We start from the raw sequence: 14,315 nt of genomic DNA on the forward strand, positions 1-14,315 counted from the left end.
TTCCTATATTTTATACTGCGTAAAACAAAATAGCAAAGAATTGCATTATGCTTCCCGCTATTACAAAAACATGAAAGATATTGTGCATATACTTTCTTGTTGAGCCTAATCCATAAAGAATAGCTCCAAAAGTATAGAACACTCCCCCAACAAACAAAAGCATAAAGCCTGGAAAGGTTAATGCTATAAATGCAGTTTTATAAATTAATATAACACTCCACCCCATACCGATATAGCATACCATTGAAAACACACCAAACTTCTCAAGATCAATAGCTGTCAACGTTATTGCTAATGCTGCAAAAGCCCACTCAATTCCAAATAAGCACCAGCCTAAAACTGGATTAACAGCTCTAATAGCACTTAAAGCTATTGGTGTATATGTTCCTGCAATAAGAAGATATATTGTACAATGATCAATTACTTGAAAAACCTTCTTCGCCATTCCAGGTCTAAGACCATGGTAAATGCTAGACATGGTATAAAGCATTATCATCGTTACCCCATAAATAACTGACCCTACAACACCATATGGATTGTGGTTAAGAGCTGCTGCAATTACACACAGCACAAGGACCACAATCCCTGCTACGGCTCCAACAATATGTGACACCATATTAAAAATTTCTTCTCCCTTAGTATAATTAGGTAGCTTCCTATCTGCAAGCTTTGTCCTCATATACTCCAACTCCTTTCTAAACACATTAACATAATTTCCTCTGTTACTATAATTATTCAAATATTATTGAACTTAATTACTATATTATGCAAAAATAAAAAGAGAGGTACAAAACTCCTCTCCTTTCACGTGAATTTAATTTTATTATAGATTAGGTATCTGCCAATTTATTTCTTTCTCGCCTAACTCCTTTAAGATTTCATTAGTTTTTGAAAAATGTTTGCACCCCATAAAGCCTCGAGTTGCTGATAATGGACTTGGGTGAACTGTTGTTAAAATGAAATGATTTGGGTTTGTTATAAGATTCATCTTCTCTTTTGCATTGTTACCCCATAGCAGGAAAACTATTGGCTTATCTCTTTCATTAAGCTTTTTAATTACCTCATCCGTAAAATTCTCCCACCCTTTCTTTCTGTGAGAATTGGCTTTTCCAGCTTCAACAGTTAAAACTGTATTTAAAAGTAATACTCCTTGTTGAGCCCATGGGACAAGATATCCATTATTAGGAATAAAACATCCTAAGTCATCACGAAGCTCTTTGTACATATTTTGTAATGACGGCGGTGTCTGTATACCTGGCTGAACTGAAAATGATAAACCATGTGCCTGACCTGGACCATGATAAGGATCCTGTCCAAGGATTACCACTTTAACCTCCTCATAAGGTGTTAACTTTAAAGCATTAAAAATATTATACTTATCTGGATAAATAACCTTTGTTTTATATTCATGTGTAAGAAATTCCTTTAACTTAAGATAGTATGGTTTTTCAAACTCCCCTGTTAAAATCCCATCCCATGAATTACCTAACTTCACCATCACAATCTTCCCTTCTCATATATCATCAATAGAAAACCCCACTGCTAACAGGCAATGGGGTTTCCCTTTTATATTATAACAATAAAATCATTATATTACCATGACGCTATTTAGAATATCTTCTCTTAGCTTTCCTCCATGGCATCTCTTCTGAAAATTCTTCTTTGAATTTTCTAAGTTGTTGTTTTGTTCTTGGACTAGTTGCTACGTGAGTTGCTTGATAAACATCTTTCATTAGCCGTTCCTCCTTAAAATTTCAATTCTATGTGAATTAGCAGAGCCGCAGTTCCTACTAGTAATAATTTATTCCTTCATAATCCCTAAGCTCTTCCATGACATAGATTTAAAAATTTCTTTCAAAACAAATAATGATTTTATTGGTATGCTATTATTATCTCCTTAATTTCTTTTATTATGTACTTAATAAAATTTAATTTTAAATTATTATATTCACCCTCAATTTAAAAACTAAAATCACAATTAACTATTTTTTGTATATTATAATAATGTAATACTATTAAGGAGAATATATATGTTAATTCGAAATCCTTACGTCACTAACCTAGATGCCATTGTTAATGACGAGTACTTAGAATTTGAAGAATTCTTCAGTGAAAATGGCGAAAGAGTATTTCCTCCATTTTTTCCTCCAAATAATAAACCAGGACCACCTAACTTTAATAATGAACCGGTTCCATCTAAACCACCTATGCCAGGTCCTCCTTCGAACCCAAATGATGTTCCTGGACCTCCACCATCCTATACTCCTAAACAGGCTACATCATCCAAAAGCTCTAACTCAAGCATGTTGAAAGTTTCACCTGGTTCATTAGCGCCATGTAGATATCAATATGTTTATGTATGGCAGACAAACGGTTCCTCCTATTGGGCATGGTTTACTAGAATAGATAGAACCACAGCTTCTGGATATCGCTGGAACGGTTATCGCTGGGTTTACTTTGGAGTTGATTTGAACAGAATCGAATCCTTTGAATGTTATGGCAGAAACCCTTTTAGAAGCACAGATAATGTTATCTCCAATCTTCAAACTCAAACACTTGCCCCATCAATGTTACAACTTGAATATCCTTTTATAAGTAATATGAAAACTGAAGACATAGAGAACATCATCAACACTGAAATAATTGATACATTGGATGATTTATTACAAAATCAAGTTTTAGTACCTGAAAAAGTAAACTTTCAAAAAGTTTTAAGCGCCTATGAAGTTCCTCTTGATGGATATGGTTTACTAAGCCTTGTTATGTCCCTAAGTACTTTAGTCGAAGGTGGAAAAAATCCTAGAATAACTTTTGATTCTCTTACTGTTGATTTAAATACAGGCAAAAAATATGATTTTGAAGATCTATTTAATTCTAAATCAACTTATAAAGAAGATATAAGCAAAATGGCTATGGACATTGCTAAAAAATCAAATGTTAAACTTGTTGTACCATATCAGGGAATTACCGATGGTCAAAAATACTATCTAACCCCTGAAGAATTAGTTTTATACTATCAGGTTGATGAATATACCCCTGCCAGCCAAGGTTTATTTAGAATACCTATCCCTTATAACCTAATAACAAAATATTTATCTCCAGAAAGTCCTATAAATAAGATTCTTAATCCTTCTAATGTAATTCCTGAGCCTCCATCAGCCGTCACTCCTCTCCCACAATCTGCTGAAGAAGGTGGAACTGCAATGGGGCCTGAATATCTTGGAACCTATACTGGGATAGTTCCTGAAGAGGAAGGTGGCTCTGCAATGAGCCCTGAGTATCTGGGCACTTATACTGGTGTCGTTCCAGAAGGTGAAAGTTATCCTCCTAAAGGACAACCAACCACTAATTCTCCACAAAAGTAACCAACTAAATAACGATTTATAAAAAAGCTTAGGTACAGCCTCACACTGTCCTAAGCTTTCTCTTATATTCCTATTTCTTCACTTGAATTCAACTTATTACTATTATGAAGCAAATCCTTCTTTTTAACAAAATACCAAAGAATAGATACAATTGTTACTCCTTTTAGCACCATAGAGATACTAATACTCCACCATACTCCGTTTAATCCCAATAATTCTGGTCTAGAAAGTATTAAGGCCATTGGTATTCTGGCTCCTGTTAAAATTATACTTACTACAGCAGGAATAGTTGTTTTTCCAAGCCCGTTAAATACTCCTACTGTCGTTATCTCTAAACACATAAACAACTGAGTATATCCCATGATTTTTAAGTAATCTTTTCCGACTAATATTGTTTCTGGTTCATTGCTAAATAATGAGAATATCCACTCTCCACCAAGTACTAAAAGTAAGGTAGCAAAAATACCAACTACACCTGCAAGTATAATGGTTGCTTTATATCCCTTCTTAATCCTGTCAAACTTTCCTGCTCCATAGTTTTGTCCAACGAAGGAGCTAAGAGCTGTTGAGAAGCCTCCAGCTGTCATCCAGGTAATTGCTTCAATTTGACATCCAACCTTTTGAGCTGCTATAGGAACCTCTCCCCATCCTGCAATTATTCTTGCAATTAGTATTGAAAACACTGTGAACAATCCACTTTGTATTCCAGCTGGCAACCCTAACTTACATAAACCTGCCACTGCTTCAAAATCCATTTTAGATAATAAATTTACCTTTAAGTACTTTTCCTTACTTTTTATCATAAAAAATATAAAGCATGCTACAACTATAGCCTGTGAGCCAATTGTAGCCAACGCAGCTCCAAGAACTCCAAGCTTTGGAATTGGACCTAAGCCAAAAATTAATATAGGGTCTAATACCATATTGAACACAAGTCCTATGGTGTTAATAATAAATGGCGTTTTACTATTACCTGAACCATTAAATATAGCTGTAAAAACTGGCATTAAATTTGTAATAACCATCCCCATTGCTATAATTGACAGATAAGATTCTGCCATGGAAACTACTTCTTTGCTTTCTAATCCAAAGAAGCCTATAAACTTACTTTTAAAGGTTAAAATAATAAGCCCCATTATAATTGAAGCTACTATTATCATCTGCAGTGAAGTTGTAACATATTTCTTGGCTGCTCTTTCATCCCTTCTGCCAATGCTTTGAGCAACTTTAATCTCTGCTCCTACCTTAGATATCATTGCTAATGCAACTGCTAATTGTGAAAAAAATCCTGCTGTTCCAACGGCCGCCAAAGCATTGGTTCCAGCCCTTCCAACCAAAGCATATCTGTTAAGTTATATGCCATTTGTATAAAGGATGTTGCCATTATTGGCAATGCAAGCTTAACTAACTTTTCTGCAATTCTTCCTTCTGTTAAATCAATTCTACTCTCCATATATCCCCCTTCTAACCCTTAAACAAAGGTTACTTAAACGCAATAAAACCTCATATATCCTAAGGATATATGAGGTAATATACTAATTTAAAATAATTATTTATAATTTTATTTTAATTCGTTTCTCTAAATAAATCAATATTTAAAATATTTTTATTTTTTATACAAAAGCATAATATCTTCAAGAGCGGCTCTTTCTAAAATAACCTTATCTCCAAGAAGTCTGCTTATTTCATCACCTTTATTCGTTATTGCTTCAAAGCCATAATTATTCTTACTTACCCCTTGGAATAAAGATTCAACTTCTTTTGTAAGAACGTCCTTGCTTCCTTTAACAATTCTATAATTATCCTCAATCTCATCCTTAGATGTTGAAAATACTATTTCACCGTCTTTTATGAAAGTTATATAATCAGCTATCTTTTCAAGATCTTCTGTTATATGAGTTGAAATAATTACACTAAGGTTTTCGGTTTCTAAAAGTCTTTGTAATTCTTCTAAAACTTCGTTTCTTACAATTGGGTCTAATCCTGCAGTTGGCTCATCCATTATAATAAGCTCAGCCCCATGACTTAAGGCAATACACAAAGAAAACTTCATTCTCATTCCCTTTGAAAGCTCTTTAAGCAACTGCTTCTTATTTAAGGAAAATTTATTTAGATATCTATTAAACTTCTCATTGTCCCAATTAGAATAAAGCTTTGCTACCATCTTCCCATTTTCCTCAAGACTAATATGGTCGTAATAATAACATTGATCATACACAAACCCTATTCTTTCCTTGACTTTTCTCTCAAACTTTAAGTTATCCATTCCAAATATATTAATACTTCCACTGTCACGCTTAACTAAGTTCATAATAATTTTTATCAAGGTACTTTTCCCTGCACCATTTTCTCCAATAAGCCCCATAATAAATCCTTTAGGCAAGTTTAAAGAAACCGACCTTAAAGAAAAATTTTTATATTCTTTATTTAAATTTTTAATTTCTAAAATATTCTCCATGATTATTTACTCCTCCTGCCCTTTGAATTGCTAATTAATTTCATGACTTAACACCTTTAAAATGTTACAGATTTCTTCCACTCCTATATCAGCCTTTGCTCCTTCCTCAAGAGCTTTTATTAAATATTCTTCCATATTTCTCATGATAGATTCCTTTAATAATTCTTTATCTTGAGCTGCTACAAAGGATCCTTTCCCAGGCAGAGTATAGATGAACCCATCTCTTTCTAATTCGTCATAGGCTCTTTTGGTTGTAATTACACTAATCCTCAAATCCTTAGCTAATCCCCTAATAGATGGTAACGGTTCATTCGGACTCAATTTATTTGTTAATATATCATCTTTTATTTGTTTTTCTATTTGAGAATAAATAGGCTCCCCTGAAGAGTTATTTATTATAATATTCATTGCTTCTCCTCCAAGACTTGTACTTTAAAGTACCTCTATTATATCACCATCTATAAATCACGTCTTCCATAGCTTCTTGCTGAAGCTACAGTCATAGTAAGGTATATTATAAATCCAATAAGAAACACCATACCAGCTAATAGCCAGGCATCTCTTCCACCAGCTTCTATTGACTTTATAATTGTAATCTTTAAATTTGGATTTATTCTATCCATTAGCCCACTTATCATTAAAGGCAGATTAGCTACCACAATAATAATTACAGCTGAGTATTTAGTCGCAACATCATAATCAAAGCGGTAATATACGTAATTCGGTATACCTATAAAAAGGATATAATATAAAAATGCGGCTCCCTGAACTAAAAATACAGTTACAAGAAAACTACTATCACTTAAGTTATTTATAACTACAATTCCTTGAAGCAGCAACGCTGTTAGGAAATGCATTATTAAATAATACATATACTTGCTAATTACAACATCTTTTCTTTTAACAGGAAAACTATTCATTACCACATCATAATTTTTTCTCATTTCCTCTGTTGCAGTAAATTTATTAACCACTATTGGAATCATAACGCTTCCTATTGTTGCTGTCATAAACGCTGCCATAGGATTTACCTTTACCAGAACAACCAAAACTGCTATAACTAGCAGTGTTATTACACTATATATATATCTGCTTGTTAGAAAGTCCTTTTTTAAAAGTGCTCCCACATTAATCCCTCCTAAAAATCTTTTTTATCATAAAAGATATATGAAACATATGCAAATAATCCAAGTAACGCCCCTACAATAATCACTAGGATTAAATTATTTACTAAAGCTGCACTTTCAATAAAACTATATAGTTGCTTAATTATCTGTGGACTGCTACTGCCAAATACTATATCATCCATTCCAACTATTCCAACCATTATTGCGAAGAATACAGCAAAATACCCAATTTTAGCCCATTTCAAACCTAACGCAAAGTATAACAAATAATAAATTCCTGTAAAAATCAACATGTAACTAACTACTAGCTTTACTTGACCCAAAGTTACTAGTAAATATTTTCCTGGCATCATTATATTTAAAATACTATTTAAAATTAAACCTACAATAGTCAAAATTCCTACCCATATTAAGTTTCCAAGGAATTTCCCAAACACATAATCACTTCTTTTACATGGACTACTTAAGATTGACATATACACCTTATCTCTTGATTCACCTTCAGTAAACGCTACACTTGTTAAGCCTCCCAGCATTATAAAGTAATTAAATACACTCATATTATCTGAACCAATTAAAAAGGGATATACAATTGCACATAACACAATTACTAAACCTCTAAAATTTTTATAAATAGATATATTAGTGCTCAGTTCTCTATTAATCATTTTCCACATTATTTCCCTACCCCCTTATTCACTGCCACCATAATTTCTTCAATAGATGGCTTCTCTATTACCAATTGCTTTTTAACTCCACTCTCAATTTTACTAATTTCTCTTGTAATTCCCTCAAAGCCATAAGGCGTTTCTATTAAACCATAAATTATATTTCTGTCAATCTCTCTTAATAGATTCTTATTTCCTTTAATCATCACATACTCATCTTGTAGCTCTGGAATTGACATAGAAAAAACTATTTTGCCATTTTTAATATAAGTTATATAGTCAGCTATCCTTTCCAAATCTGACGTTATATGACTTGAAATCAACATACCAACATTTTCATCCTCCATGACTTGTTGAAGCATCTCTAAAACCTGCCTTCTCATAACTGGATCAAGCCCAGAGGTTGGTTCATCAAGGATAATAAATTCAGCTTTGTGGCTTAAAGCTATTGCAATTGCAAATTTCATTTTCATCCCCTTTGATAATTCTTTTACTTTCTGCTTATCATCCAAATTAAATTTTCTTAAATACTTGTTAAATACATTCCAATCCCAAGCCTTATAAAACCCAGCAATTATTTTTCCATTATCTCTTATTGAAAGATTTTCATAATAAAAGCAATCATCATATACAAAGCCAATACGCTCTTTTATTTCTCGCTCATGCTTAACATTTTCTTTTCCAAATACTTTAATTTCTCCTGCATCCTTTTGTAAAAGATTCATTATAAGCTTTATTGTAGTAGTCTTTCCTGCACCATTTTCACCAATAAATCCCATTATAAATCCCTTTGGTATAACAAAAGAAATGTCATCAAGTTTAAAGTTTTTATATTTCTTTGTTAAATTCCTAATTTCTAATATATTCTCCATGATAACTCCTCCATTAGAACTCCGTTAATATTCAGTATATACAGTTGTAATAAAAAAATTCAAGTATTTCCTTTTTCAATACTTTCTTACTATATTAACAGTATATATTGTTTATATACACTATGTCAACATCATTATTAAACTTTTTAATAAAAAAAGCTTAAGGAAAATTCCTTAAGCTTTACACATTTATAATTTTTAAAAATAATATGGTGCTGAATCAACTCTTGATCCATCAATAATAACTTCAAAATGAATATGCGGACCAGTTGCCCATCCTGTAGCTCCAACATTTNAGCTTAAGGAAAATTCCTTAAGCTTTACACATTTATAATTTTTAAAAATAATATGGTGCTGAATCAACTCTTGATCCATCAATAATAACTTCAAAATGAATATGCGGACCAGTTGCCCATCCTGTAGCTCCAACATTTGCAATCTGCTGACCTCCTGAAACAGCTTGTCCAACACTAACTGATAATGATGAATTATGAGCATATAAAGTACTTATATCACCATGGTTAACCACAACTACATTTCCATAACCACTCATTACTCCAGAATAAGTTACTACTCCATCCTTTAAGGAATAAACTGGGGCACCATAAGGAGCACCAATATCAATTCCGTTGTGGAACTCTGACTTCCCACTTATTGGACTATATCTTGGACCATATGGAGACGTTATGCTATATCTAGTACCAGTTATAGAATACATTCCATCTTTAGAAACTGTAGTACTTCCCGTACTTTCACTGCCTGTAGATGTCGATCCATTTCCACGTGAAGGTCTATTAGCTTCTTCTTCTAAAGACTTTATACTTGCTAATACTTGATCAAATTCAGCTTCATTTGCTGCTAGAAGTTTTTCTGCTTCATCTAAATCTTCCTCAGCCTGCCTCATAAGATCCTTCTTTGCAGCTTTTTTGTTTTCTATATCTGCTAAATTGACATCTAAAGTTTTCTTACTTTCTTCTAAAATAGCCTTTTCATCATTAGACTCTTTTATATTAGCTGTAAGCTCTTGTTGTAACTTGCCATACTCTGCAATAACATCATTATTATGATTTGCCATTACAACTACTGTATCCAATCTCTGCAAGAAATCACCAAAACTATCAGACTCTATTAATAATTCAAGATATCCAACACCATTACTCTTATATAATGCACGATATCTTTTCCCCATTACCTCTTTATCACTTTCAAGTGCATTCTGAAGCTCAACTTCTCTAGTTTCAAGCTCTTCTATTTTTTTATTAGATTGACTTATCTGAGAATTCAATTCATTTATTTGTCCATAAACCGTATCTAATTCTTTATCTAACGCATCCATATCTGATAGTAAAACTTCTCTGTTTTTGTTTAACTCTTCAACCTTTTCCTTATCACTTTTAATTTGTGATTGGATACTTTCTGATTTTTCCTTAGCATCTGATAAATCATCAGCTAATGCTGTTGTTGTTACTAGGTTACAACAAACTAGTGCTGCAGCCAAAAATTTAACTCTTTTATTCATAATGTTCCCCCCTCTTATGAATTCTAAGTTTATATCTAAATATTAAATTTAGTCTTCATAACTTACTTATACATGTTAAAAGGCTTTAATTACCAACAAACATCTTAAACTCAACCCCTCTTTATCCCTGTTTACTATATTCGTCATAACTAAGCCAAACTTAAATCTTCTATACAATTAAAATATTTATTCATACTACTAATTCTAACAACCTGTTTATTTATTGTCAAGAAATTACAATGCTACATTTTCCACCATAACATCCCTAATTTCATTCTCTTTTTTAATAAATTTCAATTTAATTTCCAAATACTAATACTGTATATCGACCTTAAATTCATTTTTTCACATTAATATAGGGACAAAAATTTATTTTTGCCCCTATATTAATTATAATTCAATTCCTACAATCTTCATTAAGTATTTAGCATTAGTAGTTTTAGATACCCCTGATTTTAATTTATAATCAAAATATATCTTATTATCTTTATAATATTCTTTAAAATGAAAGTTTCTTATCCTTTCAGATTTCTCAAGTACACATAATTCCAAATCATGAGTAGTTATTGCCCCCATAACCCCTTCTCTATTTAGATTTTTAATCACTGCAAGGGCTCCCTCAATTCTGTCTCTTGAATTTGTTCCCCTAAATATCTCATCTATTAGAAAAATCATATTCTCCTGTCTACTTGCTCCCTCAATGATTTCTTTAATTCGAATAAGCTCACCATAAAAGGTTGAAATTCCAGCTTTCAAATCATCAGTTATTCTCATGGAGGTATACATATTCATTTTTGAGCACCTCATTTTTTTACTATATACAGCGCCTCCACAATAAGCTATAACTAAATTTATTCCTATAGTTCGTAAGAACGTAGTTTTACCTGACATATTTGAACCTGTAATTATAAGTATGCTTCTGCTCATCTTAATTGAATTATTAACTCTTGCTTTTTTTGATATCAAAGGATGACCTAAATCCTCTGCTTCAAAAATCATTGGTTCCTCTTCAATTATAGGAAATGTAACCTCATCACTGATATGATTTAAAACACTTATGCTCATTAAAGCCTCAACTTCTCCAATTGTATCCAGCCAATACTCAATAATATCGCTGTACTTCTCCTTCCAGCTTTCTATAGAAAAAATACATTGATAATCCCATAAAAATAACCCATTTAATACCATAAAAAAGAAGCCATTGTTACGCATATCAATTTTTTCTGCAATTCTAGTTAATTCCTTTATTGCACTTGCTGCTGATTTATCCTTGTTAAACAAGGATCCATAAATATCTCTAAGCATCTCTGTTTCAAACTTTTGATTTTCTAATAATTTAAGTATTCCTTCATAATCCTCTAAAGCTCCCTTAAAATAACTAATTGCTGCAAAGGCTCTGCTAATTCTCATTAATCCTGCAGCCCATGCCAACAATTGAAGGACTAAAAAAATTGTAATTAAATCATATAAATAACTGAGCTTAAATACTACGATGACCATTGAAACCGAAATAGTTACCATTGGCATATAATACAAAAATTTTTTCAACACTTTATTCTTAAACAACTTATTTTTATCTTTTATAAAGGCTAATAGTTTCTCCGGACTCTCCAAAGCACCACTTTTTCTTTTACCTTCATATTCCATGAACTGGCATAGTTCTAATTTATCTTTTAATTCATCTACAGCTTTTTGACGTTTACTAATATCCTCTGCACTAAAGTTAGAGTCCAATAATACTTTCGCTAGTCTATTTCTACCCTTCCAAGTAGAAGTAATATTAATTAACTGAAAAATCGATTCCTGTCCAACAATATCAAGGTCAAAAGAATATGGATGTGCCCTATCTACAAATTCACTTCCAATATCCTTAAAAGTTACCCATTCACCAGAAATTCTTTTTAAGTACTTATTATTTATATCTATCATTACTTCTGCTGCTTGGATTTTTTCTTTTATCTTCCCATGGTATATTATCAACCCTATAAAAAACAAAAGTAGTAATGAACTAATTACTATATTAATGACCAAAATAGGTTCCTTGAATAATTTGTATATATAGTATCCAGCTCCAATTGCTGTAACCAACCTCAGGTATCCAATTCTATCACTGCTTTTTTTATATAAATTAATTTCATTCTCATACTTTTCAATTCTTACTTTAAACTTTTCCTCAACCATTATAATCCCCCTAACTATTAATCCCTTTAAAATATTTTATAACTCAATATACTATACCTCTTATAAGTTATCCAAAATATCATTACAGAATAAAACTTTATATTTTTTGATCTCCTCTTTATTGTATCCATATATTGTATTTTATTCAAAGACTTTTTTATTATATTAATAATAATGAAAAATGAGTCAGGATGTACAATCCTAACCCATTTCCATTTTTGAAGCAACATTTAAAATTATTTTATAGTTGAACCCCTCAACTAATTGAAACACTATATATGTTACCTCATACCTTTTTAATTATGCATTATTTTTAAATTTAATTACTTATTACTCAAATTTATTGTCCTTATTATTTTGAAACACACTTGGTTGTTTCTGTGGACTTCCATGATTATCTTGCTGTTCATGAAGTTTTTGTCTTCTCTTTCCCTTTTGCATTGGATTTCCAATATTAGCTCTTCCATTACCTTGTTTCATTTTCACGCCTCCCTTCACCAATAGTTTCTACATATTTTTTACCTTTATGTAATCCATATAATTCTATAATTATTTATACTGATATTAAAATGGAGTAGATACTTTTCATCTACTCCATTTTAAATACTATATTATTTTCTTTTAAACAACTCATCCTTATAAGAGTATCTGCTATAACATTTTTGCAAATCCCATTTAAAGTTTATCATATATTTTATAAAGTTCTTAAGGAACTAGCCTTGTTCTATCCCTAGGAATCAATGTGGCTTCCCTGACATTTTCTAATCCTAACAGCTGAGCTGTAATTCTTTCAAGCCCTATTGCAAGGCCGCCATGCTTAGGCATTCCATATTTAAATATTGCTGTGTAACTTTTATAATTTTCTGGTTCTAAGCCTTTATATCTCATATTTTCAACTAACTGCTCATATCTATGAATCCTCTGTCCTCCTGTAGTTATTTCAAGCCCTTTAAATAAAAGGTCAAAGCTATGAGTTTCATTTTCGCCACAAGGCATGGTATACATAGGTCTCTTTCTTCTTGGATAATGAGTTAAAAATACAAAATCACATCCATACTGCTCTTTAACATGACGTGAAATTAGTTTTTCACCCTCTGGATCTAAGTCTCCTTTAAGCTCTGTTTTACCATACTTATTTTTCAATATTTCAATTGCCTCACTAAGCTTCATTCTTGGTATTGTTGAGTTTATTTGCGGAATTTCCATCTCTAATATACTTAAATATTTTTTTCCTTTTAATGAAATTTTACTAAGAATATATTTCAAAAGCTCTTCCTCTAAATTCATAACCTGATTTTCATCTTCAATGAAGCCCATTTCAAGGTCCATACTCACATATTCATTTAGATGTCTATTTGTATTATGCTGTTCTGCCCTATATACATGAGCAATTTCAAATACCCTTTCAAATCCAGCACCAACCATCATCTGCTTATAAAATTGTGGACTTTGAGCTAGATATGCCTTGTTTTCAAAGTACTTAACTTCAAAAATTTCAGTTCCACCTTCCGCGCCCTCTGAAACAATCTTAGGTGTAAATATTTCTATAAACCCTTGCGAAGTTAAATATTCTCTAAAACCTTCCACAATTAAATTCTGAATCTTAAATATGGAGTTTATCCTTTCATGTCTTAAACTAAGAACTCTATTATTAAGCATGGTATCTAAGTTCACATTAAGCTTCTCTGAATTAATCTCTATAGGAAGTTCTTCTTTTGTTCCATTAATAATTTCAAATTGCTCCACTTGAACTTCAAAAGAATTCAAAGAATTTTTACCTTCCTTAACAATCCCTTCAAAGGATACCACTGACTCTAACCTAAAATTCTTTTCTTCCATTGCAGTATTCTCTATGACACATTGAACAAGGCCCGTTCTATCTCTTAAGATGACAAAGGAAATAGACTTCAACTTCCTTATTTTATGCACCCATCCTTGTATTAAGACTCTCTCATTTATCATGCTGTTTAATTCATTAATTAATGTTCTCTTCATTAAAATCACTCCTTTTAATACTTTATAGTTTTTTATTAATACAACTTACTCTTCATAATAACTCCTTGGAGTTCCTTCCTTAATCCTTCATTTTAAATTTATAAAAAGAGCCCCTCAAACCAAACTTTGG

The 14,315-nt window shown here is 31.7% G+C and carries 13 protein-coding genes and 1 pseudogene; 1 reads left to right on the forward strand and 13 read right to left on the reverse strand.

Going from position 1 to position 14,315, the window contains the following annotated elements; all coding sequences use genetic code 11:
• Nucleotides 1–10: 10 nt before the first annotated feature.
• The 3 genes from trhA to BN1075_RS22335 form a co-directional block, all read right to left on the reverse strand.
• Complete coding sequence (trhA, locus tag BN1075_RS06200; RefSeq protein WP_040192196.1) at nucleotides 11–679, reverse strand: PAQR family membrane homeostasis protein TrhA; 669 nt, start codon at nucleotides 677–679, stop codon at nucleotides 11–13.
• Between the two features lie 144 nt (nucleotides 680–823).
• Nucleotides 824–1,498 (reverse strand): uracil-DNA glycosylase, encoded by a 675-nt coding sequence (locus BN1075_RS06205; protein ID WP_040192412.1) that lies wholly within the window; start codon nucleotides 1,496–1,498, stop codon nucleotides 824–826.
• Nucleotides 1,499–1,604: 106 nt separating this feature from the next.
• Complete coding sequence (locus BN1075_RS22335; protein ID WP_268871535.1) at nucleotides 1,605–1,733, reverse strand: hypothetical protein; 129 nt, start codon at nucleotides 1,731–1,733, stop codon at nucleotides 1,605–1,607.
• Between the two features lie 297 nt (nucleotides 1,734–2,030).
• Between BN1075_RS22335 and BN1075_RS20645 the strand changes: the two genes are divergently transcribed.
• Nucleotides 2,031–3,365, forward strand: a complete 1,335-nt coding sequence (locus BN1075_RS20645) for an RsiV family protein (protein WP_052406425.1) — start codon at nucleotides 2,031–2,033, stop codon at nucleotides 3,363–3,365.
• A gap of 62 nt (nucleotides 3,366–3,427) precedes the next feature.
• Here the strand turns inward: BN1075_RS20645 and BN1075_RS06220 are convergent.
• The 10 genes and pseudogenes from BN1075_RS06220 to aspS form a co-directional block, all read right to left on the reverse strand.
• A pseudogene (locus BN1075_RS06220) lies at nucleotides 3,428–4,818 on the reverse strand (MATE family efflux transporter).
• A 153-nt stretch (nucleotides 4,819–4,971) separates the two neighbouring features.
• On the reverse strand, nucleotides 4,972–5,823 hold the full coding sequence (locus BN1075_RS06225; RefSeq protein ID WP_040192198.1) for an ABC transporter ATP-binding protein: 852 nt from the start codon (nucleotides 5,821–5,823) through the stop codon (nucleotides 4,972–4,974).
• Nucleotides 5,824–5,853: 30 nt separating this feature from the next.
• Nucleotides 5,854–6,231 carry a GntR family transcriptional regulator gene (locus BN1075_RS06230; protein ID WP_040192200.1) on the reverse strand — a complete coding sequence of 126 codons (378 nt, stop codon included), beginning with the start codon at nucleotides 6,229–6,231 and terminating at the stop codon, nucleotides 5,854–5,856.
• 50 nt (nucleotides 6,232–6,281) lie between these two features.
• Nucleotides 6,282–6,950, reverse strand: coding sequence for an ABC-2 transporter permease (locus BN1075_RS06235; protein WP_040192201.1), 669 nt, complete (start codon nucleotides 6,948–6,950; stop codon nucleotides 6,282–6,284).
• 11 nt (nucleotides 6,951–6,961) lie between these two features.
• Entirely contained in the window at nucleotides 6,962–7,627 is a 666-nt protein-coding gene (locus tag BN1075_RS06240; RefSeq protein WP_040192203.1) for an ABC-2 transporter permease, read from the reverse strand.
• Nucleotides 7,627–8,490 (reverse strand): ABC transporter ATP-binding protein, encoded by an 864-nt coding sequence (locus BN1075_RS06245; RefSeq protein WP_040192205.1) that lies wholly within the window; start codon nucleotides 8,488–8,490, stop codon nucleotides 7,627–7,629. Before BN1075_RS06245 ends, BN1075_RS06240 begins: the two co-directional genes overlap by 1 nt.
• Before the next feature lie 337 nt (nucleotides 8,491–8,827).
• The gene (locus BN1075_RS20650; protein WP_052406426.1) at nucleotides 8,828–10,009 is read right to left on the reverse strand and encodes a murein hydrolase activator EnvC family protein; all 1,182 of its coding nucleotides are present in this window, start codon (nucleotides 10,007–10,009) and stop codon (nucleotides 8,828–8,830) included.
• A gap of 390 nt (nucleotides 10,010–10,399) precedes the next feature.
• Nucleotides 10,400–12,190: a MutS family DNA mismatch repair protein gene (locus BN1075_RS06255; RefSeq protein WP_040192206.1), complete on the reverse strand. Its 1,791-nt coding sequence runs from the start codon at nucleotides 12,188–12,190 to the stop codon at nucleotides 10,400–10,402.
• A gap of 330 nt (nucleotides 12,191–12,520) precedes the next feature.
• Complete coding sequence (locus BN1075_RS21890) at nucleotides 12,521–12,670, reverse strand: clostri-philic family protein (RefSeq protein WP_197072279.1); 150 nt, start codon at nucleotides 12,668–12,670, stop codon at nucleotides 12,521–12,523.
• A gap of 225 nt (nucleotides 12,671–12,895) precedes the next feature.
• Nucleotides 12,896–14,185 (reverse strand): aspartate--tRNA(Asn) ligase, encoded by a 1,290-nt coding sequence (aspS, locus tag BN1075_RS06260; RefSeq protein ID WP_040192207.1) that lies wholly within the window; start codon nucleotides 14,183–14,185, stop codon nucleotides 12,896–12,898.
• Nucleotides 14,186–14,315 lie beyond the last annotated feature (130 nt).

The organism is Clostridium culturomicium (assembly GCF_000821305.1).
Lineage (GTDB): Bacteria > Bacillota > Clostridia > Clostridiales > Clostridiaceae > Clostridium_J > Clostridium_J culturomicium.

Bases quoted from the DNA above. Each gene is read 5' to 3' on its own strand.
- trhA (WP_040192196.1), bottom strand. From the start codon at position 679: ATGAGGACAAAGCTTGCAGATAGGAAGCTACCTAATTATACTAAGGGA.
- BN1075_RS06205 (WP_040192412.1), bottom strand. From the start codon at position 1,498: ATGGTGAAGTTAGGTAATTCATGGGATGGGATTTTAACAGGGGAGTTT.
- BN1075_RS22335 (WP_268871535.1), bottom strand. From the start codon at position 1,733: ATGAAAGATGTTTATCAAGCAACTCACGTAGCAACTAGTCCAAGAACA.
- BN1075_RS20645 (WP_052406425.1), top strand. From the start codon at position 2,031: ATGTTAATTCGAAATCCTTACGTCACTAACCTAGATGCCATTGTTAAT.
- BN1075_RS06225 (WP_040192198.1), bottom strand. From the start codon at position 5,823: ATGGAGAATATTTTAGAAATTAAAAATTTAAATAAAGAATATAAAAAT.
- BN1075_RS06230 (WP_040192200.1), bottom strand. From the start codon at position 6,231: ATGAATATTATAATAAATAACTCTTCAGGGGAGCCTATTTATTCTCAA.
- BN1075_RS06240 (WP_040192203.1), bottom strand. From the start codon at position 7,627: ATGTGGAAAATGATTAATAGAGAACTGAGCACTAATATATCTATTTAT.
- BN1075_RS06245 (WP_040192205.1), bottom strand. From the start codon at position 8,490: ATGGAGAATATATTAGAAATTAGGAATTTAACAAAGAAATATAAAAAC.
- BN1075_RS20650 (WP_052406426.1), bottom strand. From the start codon at position 10,009: ATGAATAAAAGAGTTAAATTTTTGGCTGCAGCACTAGTTTGTTGTAAC.
- BN1075_RS06255 (WP_040192206.1), bottom strand. From the start codon at position 12,190: ATGGTTGAGGAAAAGTTTAAAGTAAGAATTGAAAAGTATGAGAATGAA.
- BN1075_RS21890 (WP_197072279.1), bottom strand. From the start codon at position 12,670: ATGAAACAAGGTAATGGAAGAGCTAATATTGGAAATCCAATGCAAAAG.
- aspS (WP_040192207.1), bottom strand. From the start codon at position 14,185: ATGAAGAGAACATTAATTAATGAATTAAACAGCATGATAAATGAGAGA.